The sequence below is a fragment of the Bordetella flabilis genome (genome assembly GCF_001676725.1).
GTDB classification, from domain to species: domain Bacteria; phylum Pseudomonadota; class Gammaproteobacteria; order Burkholderiales; family Burkholderiaceae_B; genus Bordetella_C; species Bordetella_C flabilis.
Genome location: NZ_CP016172.1, coordinates 5,069,506 through 5,089,868 on the forward strand (window position 1 = coordinate 5,069,506; position 20,363 = coordinate 5,089,868).

The following is a 20,363-nucleotide window of genomic DNA, read 5'->3' on the forward strand; positions in this document are numbered from 1 at the left end:
ATGTTAACGATTTATCGGTAAATCTTAAACACCGGCGACTGATTCTTTACCCTTACCGTGGCCAGTACCAATTAAGGACAAACCCGGGTTGCCAACACAAAAGAAAGCGGGGGGCATGCCCCCCGCATCGCGTACCGGCGATCCGACGGTCTTGATTCAGGCTGTCAGGGCGACAACTCCCTGAACGCCAAGGTCTGTCCGTTGGAATCGGTCTCTTCCATGCGGACCTTGAACCCCCACAGGCGTACAAGGTGCTTCATCACCTGGTCGGCGTCTTCCGGCACCAGTGGGCGGCCACGGGTCTGCTGATGCCGCAGCACCAACGACCGATCCGAGTCGCGGTGATAGCGCACCACCTGCACATCCGGCACGAGGTTGTCGCGGTTGTGCTGTTCGGCGAGCAGCTTGCGCACATGCCGGTACCCTTCGTCGTCGTGTATGGCGACCACTTCCAATTGCGGGTTTTCCTCATGGTCCGCGATGGCGAACAAACGGAATTCCCGTATCAACCGGGGCGACAGGTACTGGGAAATGAAGGATTCATCCTTGAAGTTGCGCATGGCGAAGTCCAGCGTCTTCTGCCAGTCGCCACCCGCGATGTCGGGGAACCAGCGCCGGTCCTCTTCGGTGGGGTTTTCGCAAATGCGCCGTATGTCCTGCATCATCGCGAAACCGAGCGCATACGGGTTGATACCGCCGTAGCCACGCTGGTCGAACCCGCGCTGGCACACCACATTGGTGTGGCTTTGCAGGAACTCGATCATGAAGCCGTCATCGACCAGCCCTTTCTCGTGCAGCCGGTTCAGCAAGGTGTAATGCCAGAAAGTGGCCCACCCTTCGTTCATGACCTTGGTCTGCATCTGCGGATAGAAGTACTGGGAGACCTTGCGCACGATGCGCACCAGTTCTTTCTGCCAGGTCTGCAGCTTGGGGGAGTACTTCTCGATGAAGTACAGGATGTTTTCTTCAGGGTCGGCCGGAAAGACCTGGCGCTTTTCGGTCCCGGGCTGCTCGGTCTTGGGCACCGTGCGCCAAAGGTCGTTGTACTGCACGCGCTGGTATTCCTCGCGCTCGGCAATGCGCTGCGCCTCTTCCTTGTACGAGACCGGATTGGGCCGCTTGTAGCGGTCCACGCCGTGCGACGACAACGCGTGGCATGAATCAAGGATTTCCTCCACGGCCTCGATGCCGTAGCGGTCTTCGCATGCCATGACGTAGTTGCGCGCGAAGACAAGGTAATCCAGCACGCCGTCCGCGTCCGTCCACTGCCGGAACAGGTAATTGCCCTTGAAGAAGGAATTGTGGCCGTAGCAAGCGTGCGCGATCACCAGCGCCTGCATCGCCATGGAATTCTCTTCCATGAGGTAGGAGATGCAGGGGTTCGAATTGATGACGATCTCGTACGCCAGGCCTTGCGCGCCGCGCCGATAGGCCTGCTCGTTACGGATGAATTCCTTGCCGTACGACCAGTGCGGGTATCCGACCGGCAAGCCGGCGGAGGCGTAGGCGTCCAGCATCTGCTCGGAGGTGATGATCTCGATCTGGTTGGGATAGGTATCGAGACCAAACTCCGCCGCAACTTGGGAAATGGCTTCGTCGTACTGGCGGATCAGGTCGAAGGTCCACTCCGACCCCCGCGAAATGGGTGCGGCCGCCCGGCCGGCGGGCGGCGCCTCCAGGCTGCTCAGGATGTTGCTCATACTGCTGCCTCCTTGCGGAACAGCTCGTGGAATACCGAGAAAATTTCGCCGCGCTCCGAGATGCGGCGCATCACGAAATGCTCGGCCGGCTCGCGCTCGTACTCGGCCCAGAGACTGCTCTTGCGCACGTCGTGCGTATCGTGGATTTCGATATACGCGAAGTAGCGGGCGCCGGGCAGCAGGTGTTCGGACAGAAAACGCGCGCTGCGCGCGGCGTCGGCGCCGAAAGAGTCGCCGTCACTCGCCTGCGCGGCATAGATGTTCCAGGTCGAGGGGGAGTACCGCTTCGCAATGACGTCGCGCATCAGTTCCAGCGCCGACAGCACCACCGTCCCGCCACTCTTGGGATCATGGAAGAACGTGTCCTCGTCCACTTCCTCGGCATTGTCGGTATGGCGGATGAAGACGAGGTCCACATGCTCATACTTGCGCATCAGGAACAGGTACAGCAAGGTGAAAAAGCGCTTCGCCAGGTCCTTCTTGTTCTCGTCCATCGACCCCGATACATCCATCAGGCAAAACATGACGGCGCGGGCCATGGGCACCGATACCGACACGCGGTGCCGGTAGCGCAGGTCGATTTCGTCAAGGAAAGGCACCCGGGCGAGCCGGCCGCGGCATTCCTCGACCTCGGCGCGCGCGGCCGCCAGCATGGCGGCGGGCGCGCCCTTGCGTTCCAGTTCCTCCAGGGCTTGCTCCGCCTCGGACAGCTCGCGGCGCGCCCCCAGGCTCAGGGCGATGCGGCGCGACAGGGATGCCTTCAGGGTGCGCCCGACACTGAGTGAACTGGGAGCGCCCGTCGTCGTGTAACCGGCCCGCTGCCACTTCTTCTGGTGGACTTCGCCCAATTGCGTACGCGCCAGATGCGGCAGCTCCAGGTCTTCGAAGAAGAAGTTCAGGAATTCGGTGCGCGAAAGAGTGAAGGTGAATTGGTCTACCGAGTCGTCTTCGCCCGGATCGCCGCTGCCGCCCGCGCCACCTCCGCCTTCGGGGCGGTCGATGGTGTCGCCCTTGGCGAATTCGCGATTGCCCGGGTGGACGATCTCCCGATCGCCCCCCTCGCCGTGGCGCAAGCGCGGTTCGGAGATGTCCCGGGTGGGGAGGTTGATTTCACCGCCCTGGTCCATCTCTTCGATCGAACGTTCCCGTATCAAGTCCCGCACTGCCTTCCGGACCTGGGTCTTGTAGCGCCGCAGAAATCGCTCGCGGTTGACCGTGCTCTTGTTGCGTCCGTTGAGACGCCGATCGATAAGTGAATTCATATTACCTCGCTCAGGAGGACTTTCGCACCCGCAAGTACCATTCGCAAAGCAGGCGAACCTGCTTTTCGGTATAGCCTTTCTCGACCATGCGCTCCACGAAGCTCTGGTGCTTGCTCTTGTCTTCCGCCGATGCCTTGGCGTTGAACGAGATCACCGGCAACAGATCCTCGGTGTTGGAGAACATTTTCTTCTCGATGACCTCGCGCAGCTTCTCGTAGCTGGTCCACGTCGGATTGCGCCCGCTGTTATTGGCCCGGGCACGCAGGACAAAGTTCACGATCTCGTTGCGGAAGTCCTTCGGGTTCGCGATGCCCGCCGGCTTCTCGATCTTCTCCAGCTCGTCGTTCAGCGCCGAACGGTCGAAACTCTCGCCAGTTTCCGGATCCCGGAACTCCTCGTCCTGGATCCAGCAATCGGCAAAGGTGACGTAGCGGTCGAAGATATTCTGCCCGTACTCGGAATACGACTCCAGGTAGGCAGTCTGGATTTCCTTGCCGATGAATTCGGCGTAACGGGGCGCCAGGTAACCCTTGATGAACTCGAGGTAGCGACGCCGCGTTTCCTCGGGGAAATCCTCGCGTGCGATACGCTGCTCCAGGACGTACATCAGGTGCACCGGGTTGGCTGCCACCTCCGTCTGGTCATAGTTGAATACGCTGGACAGGATCTTGTACGCAAACCGCGTCGAGACGCCCGTCATGCCCTCGTCGGTTCCGGCGTAGTCCTTGTACTCCTGCAGCGCCTTGGCCTTGGGGTCCACGTCCTTCAGTGTCTCGCCGTCGTAGACGCGCAGCTTCGAGTAGATGCTGGAGTTCTCGGGCTCCTTCAAGCGTGTAAGCACCGAGAACTGCGCCATCATGTCCAGGGTACCCGGCGCGCACGGCGCCTCCGCCAGGGAACTGTTGTGCAGCAGCTTGCTGTAGATGCAGACTTCCTCGGATACCTGCAGGCAGTACGGAACCTTGACGATATAGATGCGGTCGAGAAAGGCCTCGTTGTGCCGGTTGTTGCGGAATGTCTGCCACTCCGACTCGTTCGAGTGCGCCAGGATGGTGCCGTTGAAGGGAATGGCGGAGAACCCTTCGGTTCCCTTGAAGTTGCCTTCCTGCGTCGCCGTCAGCAGCGGATGCAGCATCTTGATCGGCGCCTTGAACATTTCCACGAATTCCAGCAGCCCCTGGTTGGCCAGGCACAAGCCGCCGGAGTAGCTGTAGGCGTCCGGGTCATCCTGCGAATAGCGATCCAGCTTGCGGATGTCCACCTTGCCGACCAGGGAAGAAATATCCTGGTTGTTCTCGTCGCCCGGTTCCGTTTTGGCGATCGCCACCTGGCGCAACACGGAAGGTGTCAGCCGCACGACGCGGAACTGCGAAATATCGCCGTCGAATTCCTTGAGGCGCTTGACCGCCCACGGCGACATGATGCCGCTGAGATAGCGGCGGGGAATCCCGTATTCCTGTTCCAGTTGCTCGCCGAAGCGGATCGGATTGAACAGGCCCAGCGGCGACTCGTTCACCGGCGACCCCTTCAACGCGTAGATGGGGTAGGTCTCCATCAACGCCTTGAGGCGCTCGGCGATGGACGACTTGCCGCCGCCGACCGGTCCCAGGAGATAGAGGATCTGCTTGCGTTCTTCCAGACCCTGCGCCGCGTGCTTGAAAAACGCGACGATCTGCCCGATCACGTCTTCCATGCCGAAGAATTCTTTGAAGGCCGGGTAGCGCCGGATGATCCGGTTGGAAAACAGCCGGGACAGGCGCTGATCGTTGCGCGTATCGATGATTTCCGGTTCGCCGATCGCGGCCAGCATGCGTTCCGCGGGGCTGGCGTATGCCATCGGGTCGCGCTTCGCCAGGCTCAGATATTCCTCGAGCGAGAGCTCGGTTTCCTGATCTCTGGCGTAATGCGATTTGAAGCCTTCGACGATGTTCAGCATCGGGATACCTCCAACAACATCAGAAAAGGGCTGGCAGCGCTTCCGTCATTCCATTGTGTGCCCTAAATGGCTCCGTGTCGCCAGAAGAGATCACCATATTCTGATTCAAAGCGCTGCTATGTTGCTTTCCCCACACACAGCTATCGCAACAGGTTTTACGGCATCTTGTTTAGTCCGGCGACATGTGTCACAAGTTCCGCGCGGACCGCCATTTAAAGGGGGTTTTTTGCTTTAGCGTGGGTTTTCTCCATGGTGCAAATGAACGGGAAAATCAGCGGACCAAAACGGGCGCCTCATGCGAACGATTGACGGGCGGCGCCGGCGTCCGGGGACTCGGATGAAGTGATCATGCGTTCGACGTATCGCGCGATCATGTCGATCTCCAGGTTCACTTTGTCGCCCACCTTTACGTTACGCAACGTGGTCATGCTTTGGGTATGAGGAATTACGTTAATGGTGATGTCACTACCCTCCACCTGGTCTATTACGCGGTTCACCGTAAGGCTGATTCCATTGACCGTAACAGAGCCCTTATAGGCCAGGTATTTGGCGATTTGCCTGGGCGCGCGGATGATCAATTCACGCGATTCTCCAACGGCTGCGTAGCTCACCACCTGACCCAGTCCATCGACATGACCGGACACCAGATGCCCGCCCAAGGCGTCGCCCAGCCGCAGTGATTTCTCCAAGTTGACTTCCCCTTCGCGGTCCAGGCCAACCGTCAACTTCAGGCTTTCGCGCGAAACATCGATGTCGAAAGCGCGGTCGTGCAGGGCAACCACCGTCATGCAGGCTCCTTGCACGGCGATCGAATCGCCCATCGCAACATCGGATAAATCGAGACCGCCCGCGTCGATCCGAAGCCGTACGCCGCCGCCTCCATCGGGAGAGGCGTAGGGCTGCACTTGCACGATACGGCCGACTGCCGCGACGATGCCGGTAAACATGAAACACTCCTTGATGGGTTCTACAGGGTGCGGTGGCGCCGTCGCTTGCATATGCGCATACGGCGCGCCCGGGACCATCCCGGACCTGATAGGGATAAGGATACCCGCGCCGCAAGGATGAGCGGCTGACGGCGGAACCCGCTAGCGGGGCGTGGCAGCAGTCTGCAGGGTCTGCCAGCGGTCCGGGAAGCGGCCGCGCAGGCGGACGTCCTTACCGACGGCATGGACATCCACGAAATCGAAGCGGCGAGCGCCATCCAGATGCGACAGCATGGGCAGTTTGACCATGCCCAGCGCGTCGCCCAGCAGGACTGGAGCAACATAGGCAACGATTTCGTCCACGCAATCGGCGGAGAGCAACGCGCCAGCCAGGCCGGCACCGGCTTCGACATGGACTTCGTTGACGTGATTGCGGGCCATCCAGCGCATCATCGCGGCCAGATCGACACGCCCGGGCTCTGGGCCGGGCAGCACGATGACGCGCGCGTTGCGACGGGCCAGCCGCGCCGCCTTGACGGGATCGTCATGGGCGGTGAACAGCCATACTTCCGCGCCGTCGAACAGGCGCGCGCTTTCGGATATCTGCAGCCGGCCGTCGACCACCGCCTTGCGGGGCTGCCGCGGTACGGCGACATCGCGCACCGTCAGTTGCGGATCGTCCTTGGACACCGTTCCCATGCCGGTCAGCACGACGTCCGCGCGGGCACGCCAGGCGTGCCCGTCGGCCCGGGCCGGGGCACCGGTTATCCACTGGGACATGCCGCTATGCAGGGCGCTCCGCCCATCAAGGGATGCCGCCATCTTGATCCAGGTCCAGGGCGTCCCCCTGCTCATGCGGGCCGCAAAACCGGCGTTCAACTCCAAGGCTTCCTGAAAGCAGACGCCGGTGGTGACCGGTATGCCGGCCGCGCGCAGCCGTGCCAGCCCACTGCCATTGACCTGGGGGTTGGGATCGCCCATGGCAACCACCACGCGGCCCGGCGCGGCCGCGACCACGGCGTCCACGCACGGCGGTGTACGTCCGTAGTGGCTGCAAGGCTCCAAAGTCACATAAAACGTGGCCCCGGCCACGGATTCGCCGCGCGCGGCGGCGTCGCGCAAGGCGCAGATCTCGGCGTGCGGACCGCCAGGCGGTTGTGTCGCCCCCTGGCCCAGGACACGGCCATCGCGGACGATAACGCAGCCTACGCGCGGATTGGGCGCGGTGATGTAGAGCACGGTCTGCGCCAGCGCCAGGGCCTGGCCCATCCAGTGTCGATCCAGGTCGTCGGTCATCAGTCCTTGCGCAGCTTGCCGGATAGCAGCGGTCCCTGCATCTCCCGGATGGCCTCGATAAACTCGCCGATGTCCTCGAAGCTGCGGTATACGGAGGCGAAGCGGACATACGCCACCTTATCCAGTTTCTTCAGCTCCGTCATGACCAGTTCCCCCACATACGCGGAAGGGACTTCGCGCTTGCCGCTCGACAGCAGGGTTTCCTCGATGCGGGACACGGCAGCATCGACGTCCTCGGTGCTGACCGGGCGCTTGCGCAGCGCCAGGGACAAGCTGGCGCGAAGCTTGCCCTGGTCGTACTCGCTGCGGCTGCCGTTACGCTTGACGATGGACGGCATCACCAGTTCCACGCGCTCGTAGGTGGTGAACCGTTTGTCGCAATGCTGGCAACGGCGGCGCCGGCGGATGGTGTCGCCTTCCTCGGATACCCGGCTGTCGATCACCTGGGTATCGGCATGGCCGCAGAATGGGCAGCGCACCTGGTTGTTCCGCTAAGGCCCGCGCCCGCTCAACCGTAAACCGGCAAACGCGCCGTCAACGCGTTGACGCGTTCGCGCACGGCGGCGATGTTGGCTTCATTGCGGGGATCGTCGAGCACGTCGGCGATCAGGTTGGCGGTGAGTTCGGTTTCCGCTTCCTTGAAACCGCGCGTCGTGATGGCGGGGGTACCCAGCCGGACCCCGCTGGTCACGAAAGGCTTTTCAGGATCATTCGGAATGGCGTTCTTGTTCACCGTGATGTGGGCCTGGCCCAACACGGCTTCGGCTTCCTTGCCGGTGATGCCCTTGGCGCGCAGGTCGACCAGCATGACATGGCTTTCGGTGCGGCCGGAGACGATGCGCAGTCCGCGCTGCACCAGGGTGTCGGCCAGCACCTTGGCGTTCTTCACGACCTGGTGGGCGTAGTCCTTGAATTCCGGCTGCAGCGCTTCCTTGAAGGCGACCGCCTTGGCGGCGATCACATGCATCAAGGGACCGCCCTGGATGCCGGGGAAGATCGCCGAATTGACGATTTTTTCGTACTGGGCGCGCATCATGATGACGCCGCCGCGGGGACCACGCAGGGATTTGTGGGTGGTCGACGTGACGAAATCGGCATGGGGCACGGGGTTGGGGTACACGCCGCCGGCCACCAGGCCGGCGTAATGGGCAATGTCGACCATGAAGAGGGCGTCGTTGTCGCGCGCGATACGCGCCATGCGCTCGAAGTCGATATGCAGCGAGTACGCGGACGCGCCCGCCACGATGAGCTTGGGCTTGTGCTCCTGTGCCAGCGCCTCGACGCGACCGTAGTCCAGGACCTCGTCGGCATCCAGGCCGTAGGGCAGGAAGTTGTACAGCTTGCCGGATGCGTTCACCGCGGCGCCGTGCGTCAAGTGGCCCCCTTCGGCCAGGCTCATGCCCAGCACGGTGTCGCCCGGCTTCAGGACGGCCATGTAGACACCCTGGTTGGCCTGGGAACCGGAATTCGGCTGCACATTGGCCGCCTCCGCCCCGAACAACTCCTTCAGACGGTCGATGGCGAGCTGCTCCGCCACATCGACGAACTCGCAGCCGCCGTAATACCGCTTGCCCGGATAGCCTTCCGCATACTTATTAGTGAGCTGCGTGCCCTGCGCCTGCATGACGGCCGGGCTGGCGTAGTTCTCGGAGGCAATCAGCTCGATATGCTGTTCCTGGCGTTGATTTTCCTTCTGGATGACGGACCAGATTTCTTCGTCAACCTGGGAGATCGTGCGGGTGCGGTCAAACATGGAGGTTCCTGAGCGGAGTCAAAAAACGGAAACGCGGGATCGGCCATAGTTTACCGTGCGGTTCTCCCGCTTTTTGACCCTGATGGGGCCGAAAAATCTCCATTCAGCGGTTTTTTTGCGCGCCGAGGCGCTTATGGAAAGCCGGCTCATAACCAAGGTGAGCCTGGCTCATGCAGCAGCGGGGCGGGCCCGTGACGCGGTCCCCCAATACCGAAGGAGAATCGAGCCGTGATGGGCGCAGGCCGTCCCCATAAAAACAGCACGCCGGCATAAGCCGGCGTGGACGGAAGGTCGGCAGGATCCGCCCGGGGCGGGCCCCGGACGGCGGGCCCGTGCGCCGAACCGGCAGCGCGACCGGGGTCAGGCGGAGGTGGTCCCGATGACCTTGGGCGCCAGTGCCGGATTCAGGGTATAGGTGCCGGTAAGCGAGGCCTGCGCGAGGATCTTGCCCTGGATGGCGCTGAGGACCTGCTTGCCGTTGAAAGTGCCTTCCACCTCCACCCGCGGCGTGCTCAGGGCATACAGGGTAAAGATATAGCGATGGACCCGCGCGTCGTTCCAGGGCGGGCACGGGCCGTCATACCCGAAGTAATCGCCGTTCATGTCACGGTCGGCGGCGAACCAGCTGGTGTAGTCGTTGATCCCCTGCCTGGCCTCGTGCGCGGCCAGAGGGCCACCCTTTCCGCGGGGCGTAATCCCGTTGGAGAACGCACCTTCCTCGATTTCGCGCATGTTGGCGGGCAGGTCCACCAGAACCCAATGGAAAAAGTCCACCCGCGCCAGGTCGGCCGGCACTTCACGCCCCTCCTGGTTGACGTCGTCGGGCTTGCTGGGAACGTCAGGATCCACGCAGACCAGCGCGAACGATTGGGTTCCATCCGGAACCTCATCCCAGGAGAACTGCGGGTTGAAGTTATCAGCCAAGGCGACGTGCGACTGGGGGTCGATCCGCGCGAAAGCATAGCGCTCGGGGATGGACTCGTTATCGGAAAAAGACAAGCTCGAGAGCTTCATGGCGTGCCTCCTGAAAAGTACCGAAATTCTGTGTCGTCTGCGTCGCTGAAGATACGCTTCACGGCCTCAAGGTAACACGCGCGAACTTGCGTTTACCTACCTGGATCACATACAGGCCCTCGGACAATTGCAACGATTTGTCTTCCACCTTTTCGCCGTTCACCCGCACGCCGCCCTGCTCCACGTTGCGCTGGGCTTCGGCGCCCGAAGCGGCAAGGCCGGCCTCGCGCAAAATCTTCAGAATGCCCAGGGGCGCCCCGGCGATGGCGATCTCGGGCATGTTCTCCGGGATGGCCCCGTCCCGAAAGCGCGCCTCGAAGGCGGCCAACGCGTCACGCCCGGCCTGCGCGCCATGGAAACGGCCGACGATTTCCTGCGCCAATTCGACCTTGGCGTCACGCGGGTTGCGCCCGGCCTGCGTCGCGGCCTTCAACGCCGCGATATCTTCCAGCGTGCGGAAAGACAGCAGCTCGTAATAGCGCCACATCAGCGTATCGGAAATGGACATGAGCTTGCCGAACATCGACTCCGGTTGCTCGGAGATACCGATGTAGTTGCCCTTGGACTTGGACATCTTTTCGACGCCGTCCGTGCCCTCCAGCAGCGGCATGGTCAGGATGCACTGCGGCTCCTGGCCGTATTCCTTTTGCAGCTCCCGGCCGACCAGCAGGTTGAATTTCTGGTCCGTCCCGCCCAGCTCCAGGTCCGATTTCAAGGCCACGGAATCGTATCCCTGCATCAAGGGATACAGGAACTCGTGCACGGAGATCGGTATCCCGCCCTTGAAGCGCTTGGTGAAGTCTTCGCGCTCCATCATCCGCGCCACGGTGTACCGGGACGCCAGCTGGATCATGCCGCGCGCGCCCAGCGGATCGGACCACTCCGAGTTGTAGCGGATCTCTGTACGCGCGGGGTCGAGCACCAGGCTGGCCTGCGCGTAGTACGTTTTTGCGTTGGATTCGATCTGCTCCCGCGTCAATGGGGGACGGGTACTGTTGCGGCCGCTGGGGTCGCCGATCATCGAGGTGAAATCGCCGATCAGGAAAATGACGGTGTGGCCGAGGTCCTGCAACTGGCGCATCTTGTTCAGCACCACCGTGTGGCCCAGGTGAATATCGGGGGCGGTGGGGTCCAGCCCCAGCTTGATGCGCAGGGGAACCCCGGTCGCGCGGCTGCGAGCCAGTTTGCGGACGAATTCCGATTCGACAAGCAGTTCGTCGCAACCGCGTTTGGCAACGCGGAGATCGGCTTCAACCTCGGGGGTGATGGGAGCTTCGGTCTGGGGCATATTGGGGGACGGCTAGGCGAACAGAGGACAGCAGGAGGTAAAAATCACAAAAGTTGTCGAAAATTCTAGCTGAATCGGCTAGGATACCGCCCTAATCATACGCAACTGTCATGTGGGGCGTACGCCCCAAGGTTTTATTCACGATGATCCAAGGGTCCCAAGAAACGGGGAACGGCGCCGCCGCGCCCGAAGTCCCCGCCACCCTTTCCATCCCTGCCCCCTCTTCCCGCCGCTCCCGAATCGTCCGCGCGGCCGCCCTCGCTACCGCGATAGGATTGTTCGCTGCCGCCGCCGCCGTCGGCATGGTGCAGCAGCCCGACCGGACTGAACTGCCTCCCACGCGCATGATCGAGAAGGTCATGTCGCTCTCGCCGGATGAGTTCAAGGTCAGCGACGCGTCATCCGCCCCTTATATCAACGAGACCCGCATCCGCCGCGGTGACACGCTGGCGGCCGTTCTGCAGCGCCTGCGCCTGGACAACGATGCCCTGCAGGCTTTCCTGACGCACGATCCGGGGGCGCGCAGCATCTACAAGCTGTACCCGGGGCGCTCGGTACAGGCCGCCACGGACGGTGACGGTAATCTGGTATGGCTGCGCTATGTCCATACCCCGGGTAATGATTCCGACGGCGAAGTGGTCACGCGCTTCCTGGAGGTCGTGCCCAAGGGCGACAGCTACGCCGCCCAGGAGATGACGGAGAACACCGACCGGCACGTGCGCGTGGCCATGGGCACCATCGAGTCCTCGCTGTTTGCCGCCACGGACGCCGCCGGGGTCCCGGATTCCGTGACCATGCAGATGGCCGACATCCTGAGCTCGAAGATCGACTTCCTGCGCACTCTGCGCCAGGGAGACCAATTCCGCGTCGTCTATGAAACCCGGTCGCACGACGGCCGTTACGCCGGCGCGGGACGCGTGCTGGCCCTGGAGTTCGAAAACCAGGGCAAGCTGTACACAGCGGTATGGTTCGACCGCGGCGGCAATGGCGCGGGCGCGTACTACGACTTCGACGGCACCAGCTTGCGTGGCGCCTTCCTGCGTACTGCGCTCAAGTTCAGCCGTATCAGCTCCACCTTCGGCATGCGCGTGCACCCCATCCACAAGACCTGGACGGGCCACAAGGGTGTGGACTACGCCGCTCCGACAGGCACGCCGATCCACAGCACATCGGACGGTGTAGTCGAGTTCGCCGGCACGCAAAGCGGCTACGGCAATGTGGTGATCATCAAGCACGACAACAAATATTCCACGCTGTACGGCCACCAAAGCCGCATCGCTCCCGGTATCCGCAAGGGGGTCCATGTCACGCAAGGCGAACTGATCGGCTATGTCGGGGCGACGGGGTGGGCCACCGGGCCGCACCTGCACTACGAATTCCGCATCAACGATAAGCCGGTGGACCCGCTATCGGTCGACCTGCCCGTGGCGCAGAAACTGGAGGGCAAGGACGCCGTGGCCTTCGCCCAGGAATCCTCCGCCTACAAGCAGCAACTGAATATGCTGGCCCAGTTCCAGCAGTCCATGCCGGGCGCCGCACTGGCCAGCGCAGCGGCCAACTGAACCTGGCCGCCAACCCGCCAAGGCGAGGTAAGCATGACGACGCCGGCCTGCATGTATATCGGCCTGATGTCCGGCACCAGCATGGACGGCATCGACGGCGTTCTGGCGCGAATCGTGCCGGGCGCCCGCCCCGAGGTCCTGGCCCAGGCCAGCCTGCCCATGCCGGCGGACTTGCGCACCACCCTGCTGGCCCTGAACGCGTCCGGACCGGATGAACTGGGACGTGCGTCGCTGGCTTCGCAGGCGCTGGCGCACTGCTACGCGGATACCACCGCGCAACTGCTGCAGGATGCCGCACTGCCCCCGTCTGCGATCACGGCCATCGGCGCGCACGGACAAACCGTGCGGCATCGGCCCGACCTGGGTTACACCGTGCAGTTGAACGCGCCGGCCTTGCTGGCCGAACGCACCGGCATCGCGGTGATCGCCGACTTCCGGGCACGCGATGTGGCTGCCGGCGGACAAGGCGCACCGCTGGTCCCCGCCTTTCATGCGGCCGTCTTTGCCGGCGATGCGCCACGCGCGGTCTTGAACCTTGGCGGGATTGCCAATGTGACCCTGCTGGCGCCGGGTCGTCCCATCATCGGCTTCGACACGGGCCCGGCCAACATGCTGCTGGACGAATGGTGCCGACGCCATACGGGCAGGGATTACGACGACGACGGCGCGTTCGCCGCCGCGGGCAAGGTGGATGAGCAGATCCTGGCTTATCTGGTGTCCAGCGAACCCTGGCTGACCCGGCGCCCGCCCAAATCGACGGGCCGGGACCTGTTCAACGCGGCATGGCTGGATAGCCGCCTCAATGCCTGGGAAGGATATTGCCGGCGCCTGGCGCCGGGAGACATCCAGGCGACGCTACAGCGCTTCACCGCGGTCACCATCGCGCAAGCCATCGACCGGGAAGCACCCGACACGCGCGATGTACTGGTCTGCGGTGGCGGCGCCCGCAACGGCGGGCTCATGCGCGACCTGGCGGAAACGCTGAATCGTCCGCTGACGCCGACGGACGCACACGGCATCCCGGCACAGTCGGTGGAGGCGCTGGCCTTTGCGTGGTTGGCTTACGCACACGTCCAACGGATTCCCGCGGGACTGCCCGATGTCACCGGGGCGCGGGGGCCTCGCATCCTGGGCGCCTGCTACCCCGCATAAGCGGCGCAGGGGGCGCTTGCCGCGCCTCGAGGGCTTTGGTGGCCGCCCGGCGGATCACGGCCACGCCGTTGGCGAAGGGCCGAAATCCATGTGCAAAAACAAAGAGCCGGCCGTCATGGACGTCCGGCCCTTGCGGGTATTGCGGGTCTTTTGGTCGCGCCGGGATCAGACGGAAAAGGACGAACCGCAGCCACACGTCGTGGTGGCGTTCGGATTCCGAATGACGAATTGCGCGCCTTCCAGGTCTTCCTTGTAGTCGATCTCGGCGCCGACCAGATACTGGAAGCTCATGGGGTCGACCAGCAACTGCACGCCAGCCTTGTCAAGGGTGGTGTCGTCTTCGTTGATTACTTCGTCGAAGGTGAAGCCATACTGGAAACCGGAGCACCCGCCGCCCTGTACGAACACGCGCAACTTCAGTTCGGGGTTGCCCTCTTCAGCCAGCAGATCCTTCACCTTGGCGGCGGCGGCATCAGTAAAAACGATCGGCGCCGGCGGCGGCGCTTGCAGATCGACGGTTTCGGTAACGGCATTCATGGTCTTGACTCCTGCCCGTGTGGGGCAAATCCGGTAGGGCATCGAAAACGCCCTGAATATGGTCCTACTATAGCGCAGCGAAGGACCGATTCAAAATGACACGGCCGCCTGCTGAGTCGCCAGCACGACGCCATCCTGGACGACGTTCACGTCGGCGCTTGAAGGGGAAAACCCCTCCGGTAGAGCAAGCATCCCCTCGGTGCTCAGATACTGGTCCACCTGCACTGGCACCCCGGCGGCCATGGGCTCCGGCGTGGATGCAGGCAGCGAAGTAATCGGTGCAGACGCGGCTTGCGCCGCAATCCCGGGCTGCTCCAGGGTTTCAGCGCCTGGGCGCCTGCTATCCGCCGGAGTGTCGATGGCCACCGCGACCGGCACATCCGGCGCCGCCTGCAGCGCCGCCAACGGGATGCGCACGTCCTTGCCGACGAGCGTTCCAGTTGCCATGAAATGGAGTGCGCCGGTGAACGGCGGCAGGCCGGGACGAGCGCTGCGCATCAGTAGTACGCGGTAGCGCAAGCCCGCCGGCACGCGGGTCATTTCCACCGCACGGATCGATACCGTTCCCGCGGGACCTGCAGGCAGCAGCTGGTCGTAGAAGGCCACCCGGTCGCGCAACTGGCCCGCCTGGACCTGCAAGGCGGAAAGATTATCCTCCAGCGCCCGACGGGCCGCCCGCTCGATGGCCAGTTCGGCATCCGCCGTGACCAGTTGGCCACGCAATGCCTGCTGTTGGGTTTCGGCCTGCTCCAACCTTGCCCGCAGCGCCGCCGCCTGGTCGGCCGTGATCGCGCCGTCCGGCAAGGCGGGCCGCACGCCGATGACCACGGCCGCCGCCACCACGGCGCCGACGCACAGGCCGCCGATAAAGATCGGGCGCCAGCGCCGGCCCCGAGGTTCGGCCGGCCCCGCGCCCGGGGGCGACAAGGCGGTCATGCAAGGTCCGTCCGCATGGGCGCGGCACCGCGCCCCTCCCCCTGAGCCATCAGGGGAGTACAGCCACGTGACCCAGTCCGGCGGTTTCCGGCAAGCCAAACATCACATTCATGTTCTGTACGGCCTGGCCGGCGGCGCCCTTGACCAGGTTGTCCTGGACGACCAGTACGATCAGCAAATCGCCGCCGTCGGGCCGGTGGACGGCGATGCGCAGGTCATTGGAGGCGCGCACCGACCGCGTTTCGGGCAGGCTGCCGGGCGGCATGACGTCCACAAAGGCTTCGCCGGCGTAGCGCTGCTCGTACAAGGCCTGGAAATCCGTCCCCCGCGCGTCGGGCAGGATGCGGGCGTAGATGGTCGAGAACATGCCGCGCACCATGGGCACCAGGTGCGGCACGAAGGTAAGGCCGACCTTGCCGCCCGCCATGCGCTGGAGCTGCTCCAGGATTTCAGGATGATGCCGGTGGCCCGGTACGCCATACGCCTTGAAGTTGTCGCTGGCTTCGGAAAACAGGGTCCCGATTTCCGCCTTGCGGCCCGCCCCCGACACGCCGGACTTGCAGTCGGCGATCAGGGTCTGAACGTCGACCAGGCGGGCGCCATTTTCGAGCAACGGCGCCAGGCCCAGCGCGACCGTGGTCGGATAGCAGCCAGGGTTGCCCACCACGCGCGCGCCCGACAGGCGCGCGCGGTTGATTTCCGGAATGCCGTAGACAGCTTCCGCGAGGATGTCCGGGCAGGAATGCGGCATTTTGTACCACCGCTCGAAGATCGCCGTGTCCTGCAGCCGGAAATCGGCGGCCAGGTCGATGATGCGGGTGTCGGCCGCCAATAGCGTCTGCGCCTGCGCCATCGCCACGCCATGCGGGGTGGCGAAGAACACTACGTCGCAATCCGTCAGCGGTGCGTTCTCCGGTGTGGAGAAAGCCAGCTTCACGCGGCCACGCAGATTGGGAAACATATCCGATACCGCCATGCCGTCCTCCTTGCGGGACGTGATGGCGGTGAGTTCCGCATGGGGGTGCTGCGACAGCAGGCGCAGCAGTTCGACGCCGGTATATCCGGTTCCGCCGACGATACCCACCTTGACGCGCGTGCTGGATGCTTGTGCCATGATGCTGGTTCCAATGGACGAATTTCGATTGTATCGCCGCACCGCGCGGCCCCGAGGATCGATTCAGGACAGTGGCCCCCGAACCATCGGCGGCCAACCTGCGCCGCCAGCGGCCTGTCCTGGTGGGAAGACCGTGCCCCCGGCACGTGGGCGATGTGCCCCGACCCCTGCCCCCGCCGCCCCACCACGGCGACAGTCCCCAAACAAAAAGGCCGCTTTCGCGGCCTTTTTGCTGGACATTAGCGCTTGCTGAACTGCTTGCGCCGACGTGCCTTGCGAAGGCCGACTTTCTTACGTTCGACTTCTCGCGCGTCACGCGTGACCAAGCCGGCCTGCGACAGGGCGGGCTTGAGCGTGGCGTCGTAGTCGATCAGGGCGCGGGTGATGCCGTGGCGCACGGCGCCAGCCTGGCCGGACTCGCCGCCGCCATGGACGTTGACCTTGACGTCGAACGATTCGAGGTGACCCGTCAGTTCGAGCGGCTGGCGCACGACCATGCGGCCGGTTTCACGCGCGAAGAACTCGTCGACGGGTTTGCCGTTGACGACGATCTTGCCCGTGCCCTTCTTGAGGAACACGCGCGCCACCGACGTCTTGCGGCGGCCGGTTCCGTAATTCCAGTTACCGATCATGGCGATTCCTTAGATTTCCAGCGCCTTCGGCTGCTGGGCGGTGTGCGGATGCTCGGCACCGGCGTACACCTTCAGTTTCTTGATCATGGCATAGCCGAGGGGACCCTTCGGCAGCATGCCCTTGACCGCCTTTTCGATGGCACGGCCGGGAAAGCGCTGCTGCAGCTTTTCGAAGTTGGTCTCGCGGATGCCGCCCGGGTACGTCGTGTGGCGGAAGTACTTCTTGTCTTGCGCCTTGTTCCCGGTGACGACGATTTCCGCCGCGTTGATGATGACGATGTAATCGCCAGTATCGACGTGTGGCGTGAATTCGGGTTTGTGCTTACCACGCAGACGGTGTGCGACTTCGCTGGCCACACGACCGAGGACCTTGCCCTTCGCGTCGATCACAAACCACTCACGCTTGACTTCATGCGGCTTTGCCACAAAGGTCTTCATGATGGTTCCTAGATGAATGAATTCCCCCAGCCGAACACCGGCCAGGACGTTCTTTTCCCAATGCATGCATGGACTGCGAACGCGCTTCGAAGCCCGTTGCGACGACCCGTACACCGGCCACCGTCTGGGCTCTCGCCAACCCATGGCCAGCCTGTAGCCATGCGCTTTGCTTCGCGCCTATGCCCTGCGTCTGTCTGCCCCGCCTAAGCGTTATTACCCGCCCGTGCTGGCCAAAATGAGGGAAAGTCGACGATTCTAGCACGGAATCGCTCAATGTTTGCGCGATTCAGCACACAGGTTTCGAACCGGGCGGTGGCGCGACGCGCGGCCACCCGCCCCGCTCCACGGCTGCGCCGGGACGGCCCCGACCTGCCGGTCCCAGGCGCCAAAGCCGGAAAGGCCGCCCGGACCGGGGAGCCGCCAGCACGAATGGCGGCGCGATCCTGCAAGCGCCACCGTGGCCCGCTAGGCGCCCAGATAGGCTTCCAGCACGCGGGGATGGCCCAGCAATTCGCGGCCGCTGCCCGCCAAGGCAAGCGCGCCGTTCTCCAGCACATAGCCGTGCTGGGCGATCTTCAGCGCCTGCCGCACATTCTGCTCAACCAGGAACAGCGTCAACCCGTTGGCGTTGATGGCGCGCAAGGCCCGGAAGATTTCCTGGACCACGATGGGCGCCAGCCCCATCGACGGCTCGTCCAGCAGCAGCAGGCGCGGCTTGGCCATGAGGGCGCGCCCGATGGCGAGCATCTGCTGTTCGCCCCCGGACAAATTGCCCGCGACGCCGTCCAGCCGCTCCTTGAGTCGCGGGAAGAGCGAAAAAACATAGTCGAGATCGGCGCCCGTGTCGGCGCGACCGCGGCGATAGGCGCCCAGCTCGAGGTTCTCGCGCACCGTCATGGTGGTGAGGATCGCCCGCCCCTCGGGCACTTGCACGATGCCCCGGGCCACGACCTGGTGCGGCGCGAGCCGCGTGATGTCCTCGCCTTCGAAGAGCACCGCGCCCTTGGCCTTGGGCAGCAGGCCGGACAAGGCCAGCAGGGTCGTCGACTTGCCGGCGCCGTTGGCACCGACGAGCGCGGTGATTTCACCCGTTTGCAAGGACAAGTCGATGCCTCGCACCGCTTCGATATGGCCGTAGTTGACCTCCAGGCCGCGGACTTCAAGCATGGCGGTCATGCGCGCACCTCTTGCACGGCGTCTTCCTCGTCGTCACGGCCCAGGTAGGCCTCGATCACCTGCTCGTTGCTGCGGATGGCGTCCGGGGGGCCGCTGGCGATGATCTTGCCGAAGTTCAGCACGGCGATGGTCTCGCACAGGCCCATGACGAAACGCATGTCGTGCTCGATCATCAGGATCGTGTAGCCCCGCTCGCGGATAGCCAGGATTTCGCGCATGAGTTCCGCGCGTTCGCCGGTGTTCATGCCGGCGACCGGCTCATCGAGCAGCAGCAGGCGCGGCTCGGTGGCCAGCGCGCGCGCGAGTTCCAGGCGGCGCTGCTCGCCGTAGGAAAGATTGTCGGCAAGGTCGTGCGCCTTGTGGTCCAGTCGCATCCACGACAACAGCTCCAGGGCGCGTTCCCGGGCCCGGGCCTCCGTGCGGCGAAAACCCGGCAGGCTCAGCAGCATGCTTGCCACGCCGTAACCCATATGCCGGTAGGCGCCCACCACCACGTTCTCGAGCAAGGTCATTTCCTTGAAGAGCCGGATGTTCTGGAAGGTGCGGGCGATGCCGGTGCGCGTGATCTGGTGCGGGGCGGCACCGAGCAGGCTGCGGCCGTCCAGGCGCACATCGCCGCCACTGGGGTGCAGCAGCCCGGTGATGATGTTGAATACCGTCGTCTTGCCCGCGCCGTTGGGGCCGATCAAGCCGTAGATCGCCCCTTGCGGCACGCTCAGATTGACGTCCTGCAGGACGTGCAGCCCGCCGAAATGCATCGATATGGAGGAAAGCTCAAGCATGGCGTTTGCCTCCGCGTCGCGCCCAGCGTGAAAAACGCACGGGGTCCCAGATCCCTTGCGGCAGGAACAGCACGATCAGCACCAGGATCAGGCCGTTCGCGACCAGGCGGAAACTACTGAAGCCGCGCAGCACTTCGGGCAGCAGCGTGATGATGGCGCTGCCCAGCAGGGGTCCGGGCAGGCCGCCGATGCCGCCCAGGATGGCCATGGTCAGGATTTCCACGCCGCGGTCGAAGCCGTATTCTCCCGGCCCGATGAAGAAGGTCAAATGCGCGTTCAGGGCGCCCGCCAGGCCGGCGACCACAGCGCCGAGGATAAAGGCCAGCATTTTGTTGGCGCGCACATTGATGCCCATGAGGCCCGCCGCGGTCTCGTCGCCGCGTATGGCGTCGAAGGCGCGGCCGATCTTGGATACCCGCACGCGCCACAGCAGGAGCAGGACGACGACCACCGACACCAGCACGTGCCACCATTGGGTGGACTGCGGGATGCCGTTCAGGCCGAGCGCGCCGCCAGTGATCGATTCGGTGTTCAGCACCGCGACGCGCACGACCTCGCCGAAGCCCAGCGTCGCCATGGCCAGGTAGACGCCGGACAGGCGTATGGTCGGCAGCCCGATCAGCGCCGCCACGATGGCCGGCGCGACCATGCCGCCGGCCAGGGCGACCGAGAAAGGCGCGCCGTAATTCATCGTAAGCAGCGCGGCGGTATAGGCGCCGATGCCCATGAAGGCCGCATTGGCCATGGCCAGCATGCCGCAGGCCAGCGTGAGCCAGATCGACAGGGCCAGCAGGGCGTTGGTGCCGAGCGAAAGCACGACATTGCCGTAGATGGCCCAGAAATTCTCGAATCCATTCAT

19 protein-coding genes are annotated in these 20,363 nt (G+C 63.8%); 2 read left to right on the plus strand and 17 right to left on the minus strand.

Translation table 11 applies throughout. The features are described from left to right. Positions 1-164: 164 nt before the first annotated feature. From BAU07_RS22590 to tyrS, 9 genes are all read right to left on the minus strand, one after another. Positions 165-1,700, minus strand: coding sequence for a SpoVR family protein (locus tag BAU07_RS22590; RefSeq protein ID WP_066662764.1), 1,536 nt, complete (start codon positions 1,698-1,700; stop codon positions 165-167). Next, complete coding sequence (locus tag BAU07_RS22595; protein ID WP_066662766.1) at positions 1,697-2,962, minus strand: YeaH/YhbH family protein; 1,266 nt, start codon at positions 2,960-2,962, stop codon at positions 1,697-1,699. The genes BAU07_RS22590 and BAU07_RS22595 overlap by 4 nt, the downstream gene beginning before the upstream one ends. 10 nt (positions 2,963-2,972) lie before the next feature. Continuing rightward, entirely contained in the window at positions 2,973-4,898 is a 1,926-nt protein-coding gene (locus BAU07_RS22600) for a PrkA family serine protein kinase (RefSeq protein WP_066662768.1), read from the minus strand. A 293-nt stretch (positions 4,899-5,191) separates the two neighbouring features. After that, entirely contained in the window at positions 5,192-5,845 is a 654-nt protein-coding gene (locus tag BAU07_RS22605) for a riboflavin synthase (RefSeq protein WP_066662769.1), read from the minus strand. Between the two features lie 141 nt (positions 5,846-5,986). Further along, positions 5,987-7,093 (minus strand): bifunctional diaminohydroxyphosphoribosylaminopyrimidine deaminase/5-amino-6-(5-phosphoribosylamino)uracil reductase RibD, encoded by a 1,107-nt coding sequence (gene ribD / locus BAU07_RS22610; RefSeq protein WP_066665648.1) that lies wholly within the window; start codon positions 7,091-7,093, stop codon positions 5,987-5,989. 26 nt (positions 7,094-7,119) lie between these two features. Further along, positions 7,120-7,599 (minus strand): transcriptional regulator NrdR, encoded by a 480-nt coding sequence (nrdR, locus tag BAU07_RS22615; RefSeq protein WP_066662770.1) that lies wholly within the window; start codon positions 7,597-7,599, stop codon positions 7,120-7,122. A 29-nt stretch (positions 7,600-7,628) separates the two neighbouring features. Continuing rightward, on the minus strand, positions 7,629-8,873 hold the full coding sequence (gene glyA / locus BAU07_RS22620; protein ID WP_066662773.1) for a serine hydroxymethyltransferase: 1,245 nt from the start codon (positions 8,871-8,873) through the stop codon (positions 7,629-7,631). Positions 8,874-9,233: 360 nt separating this feature from the next. Beyond that, on the minus strand, positions 9,234-9,887 hold the full coding sequence (locus BAU07_RS22625; RefSeq protein WP_066662775.1) for a YbhB/YbcL family Raf kinase inhibitor-like protein: 654 nt from the start codon (positions 9,885-9,887) through the stop codon (positions 9,234-9,236). 58 nt (positions 9,888-9,945) lie between these two features. Beyond that, a complete protein-coding gene (tyrS, locus tag BAU07_RS22630; RefSeq protein WP_066662777.1) occupies positions 9,946-11,175 on the minus strand; it encodes a tyrosine--tRNA ligase in 1,230 nt (409 codons plus the stop codon). A gap of 143 nt (positions 11,176-11,318) precedes the next feature. On the opposite strand from tyrS, the gene BAU07_RS22635 reads away from it, so the two are divergent. Both BAU07_RS22635 and BAU07_RS22640 read left to right on the plus strand, forming a co-directional pair. After that, the gene (locus BAU07_RS22635; RefSeq protein ID WP_066665649.1) at positions 11,319-12,737 is read left to right on the plus strand and encodes a M23 family metallopeptidase; all 1,419 of its coding nucleotides are present in this window, start codon (positions 11,319-11,321) and stop codon (positions 12,735-12,737) included. A 33-nt stretch (positions 12,738-12,770) separates the two neighbouring features. After that, complete coding sequence (locus tag BAU07_RS22640; RefSeq protein WP_066662780.1) at positions 12,771-13,889, plus strand: anhydro-N-acetylmuramic acid kinase; 1,119 nt, start codon at positions 12,771-12,773, stop codon at positions 13,887-13,889. A gap of 165 nt (positions 13,890-14,054) precedes the next feature. Here the strand turns inward: BAU07_RS22640 and erpA are convergent, their stop codons facing one another. The 8 genes from erpA to BAU07_RS22680 form a co-directional block, all read right to left on the minus strand. Then, complete coding sequence (erpA, locus tag BAU07_RS22645; RefSeq protein ID WP_066662783.1) at positions 14,055-14,426, minus strand: iron-sulfur cluster insertion protein ErpA; 372 nt, start codon at positions 14,424-14,426, stop codon at positions 14,055-14,057. A gap of 90 nt (positions 14,427-14,516) precedes the next feature. Continuing rightward, on the minus strand, positions 14,517-15,362 hold the full coding sequence (locus BAU07_RS22650) for a DUF6776 family protein (protein ID WP_084025932.1): 846 nt from the start codon (positions 15,360-15,362) through the stop codon (positions 14,517-14,519). A 49-nt stretch (positions 15,363-15,411) separates the two neighbouring features. Continuing rightward, the gene (argC, locus tag BAU07_RS22655; protein WP_066662786.1) at positions 15,412-16,476 is read right to left on the minus strand and encodes an N-acetyl-gamma-glutamyl-phosphate reductase; all 1,065 of its coding nucleotides are present in this window, start codon (positions 16,474-16,476) and stop codon (positions 15,412-15,414) included. Positions 16,477-16,715: 239 nt separating this feature from the next. Continuing rightward, positions 16,716-17,108 (minus strand): 30S ribosomal protein S9, encoded by a 393-nt coding sequence (rpsI, locus tag BAU07_RS22660; RefSeq protein WP_066355857.1) that lies wholly within the window; start codon positions 17,106-17,108, stop codon positions 16,716-16,718. 9 nt (positions 17,109-17,117) lie between these two features. Next, positions 17,118-17,546 (minus strand): 50S ribosomal protein L13, encoded by a 429-nt coding sequence (gene rplM / locus BAU07_RS22665; RefSeq protein WP_066665651.1) that lies wholly within the window; start codon positions 17,544-17,546, stop codon positions 17,118-17,120. A gap of 465 nt (positions 17,547-18,011) precedes the next feature. Further along, positions 18,012-18,722 (minus strand): ABC transporter ATP-binding protein, encoded by a 711-nt coding sequence (locus tag BAU07_RS22670; RefSeq protein WP_066662790.1) that lies wholly within the window; start codon positions 18,720-18,722, stop codon positions 18,012-18,014. Continuing rightward, positions 18,719-19,504 (minus strand): ABC transporter ATP-binding protein, encoded by a 786-nt coding sequence (locus BAU07_RS22675; protein ID WP_066662793.1) that lies wholly within the window; start codon positions 19,502-19,504, stop codon positions 18,719-18,721. Before BAU07_RS22675 ends, BAU07_RS22670 begins: the two co-directional genes overlap by 4 nt. After that, positions 19,497-20,363: a branched-chain amino acid ABC transporter permease gene (locus BAU07_RS22680; RefSeq protein WP_066662797.1), complete on the minus strand. Its 867-nt coding sequence runs from the start codon at positions 20,361-20,363 to the stop codon at positions 19,497-19,499. Before BAU07_RS22680 ends, BAU07_RS22675 begins: the two co-directional genes overlap by 8 nt.

Excerpts from the sequence above, each read along its gene's own strand:
- BAU07_RS22590 (WP_066662764.1), bottom strand. The coding sequence starts at position 1,700 with ATGAGCAACATCCTGAGCAGCCTGGAGGCGCCGCCCGCCGGCCGGGCG.
- BAU07_RS22595 (WP_066662766.1), bottom strand. The coding sequence starts at position 2,962 with ATGAATTCACTTATCGATCGGCGTCTCAACGGACGCAACAAGAGCACG.
- BAU07_RS22600 (WP_066662768.1), bottom strand. The coding sequence starts at position 4,898 with ATGCTGAACATCGTCGAAGGCTTCAAATCGCATTACGCCAGAGATCAG.
- BAU07_RS22605 (WP_066662769.1), bottom strand. The coding sequence starts at position 5,845 with ATGTTTACCGGCATCGTCGCGGCAGTCGGCCGTATCGTGCAAGTGCAG.
- ribD (WP_066665648.1), bottom strand. The coding sequence starts at position 7,093 with ATGGGCCAGGCCCTGGCGCTGGCGCAGACCGTGCTCTACATCACCGCG.
- glyA (WP_066662773.1), bottom strand. The coding sequence starts at position 8,873 with ATGTTTGACCGCACCCGCACGATCTCCCAGGTTGACGAAGAAATCTGG.
- BAU07_RS22625 (WP_066662775.1), bottom strand. The coding sequence starts at position 9,887 with ATGAAGCTCTCGAGCTTGTCTTTTTCCGATAACGAGTCCATCCCCGAG.
- tyrS (WP_066662777.1), bottom strand. The coding sequence starts at position 11,175 with ATGCCCCAGACCGAAGCTCCCATCACCCCCGAGGTTGAAGCCGATCTC.
- BAU07_RS22635 (WP_066665649.1), top strand. The coding sequence starts at position 11,319 with ATGATCCAAGGGTCCCAAGAAACGGGGAACGGCGCCGCCGCGCCCGAA.
- BAU07_RS22640 (WP_066662780.1), top strand. The coding sequence starts at position 12,771 with ATGACGACGCCGGCCTGCATGTATATCGGCCTGATGTCCGGCACCAGC.
- erpA (WP_066662783.1), bottom strand. The coding sequence starts at position 14,426 with ATGAATGCCGTTACCGAAACCGTCGATCTGCAAGCGCCGCCGCCGGCG.
- BAU07_RS22650 (WP_084025932.1), bottom strand. The coding sequence starts at position 15,362 with ATGACCGCCTTGTCGCCCCCGGGCGCGGGGCCGGCCGAACCTCGGGGC.
- argC (WP_066662786.1), bottom strand. The coding sequence starts at position 16,476 with ATGGCACAAGCATCCAGCACGCGCGTCAAGGTGGGTATCGTCGGCGGA.
- rpsI (WP_066355857.1), bottom strand. The coding sequence starts at position 17,108 with ATGATCGGTAACTGGAATTACGGAACCGGCCGCCGCAAGACGTCGGTG.
- rplM (WP_066665651.1), bottom strand. The coding sequence starts at position 17,546 with ATGAAGACCTTTGTGGCAAAGCCGCATGAAGTCAAGCGTGAGTGGTTT.
- BAU07_RS22670 (WP_066662790.1), bottom strand. The coding sequence starts at position 18,722 with ATGACCGCCATGCTTGAAGTCCGCGGCCTGGAGGTCAACTACGGCCAT.
- BAU07_RS22675 (WP_066662793.1), bottom strand. The coding sequence starts at position 19,504 with ATGCTTGAGCTTTCCTCCATATCGATGCATTTCGGCGGGCTGCACGTC.
- BAU07_RS22680 (WP_066662797.1), bottom strand. The coding sequence starts at position 20,363 with ATGAATGGATTCGAGAATTTCTGGGCCATCTACGGCAATGTCGTGCTT.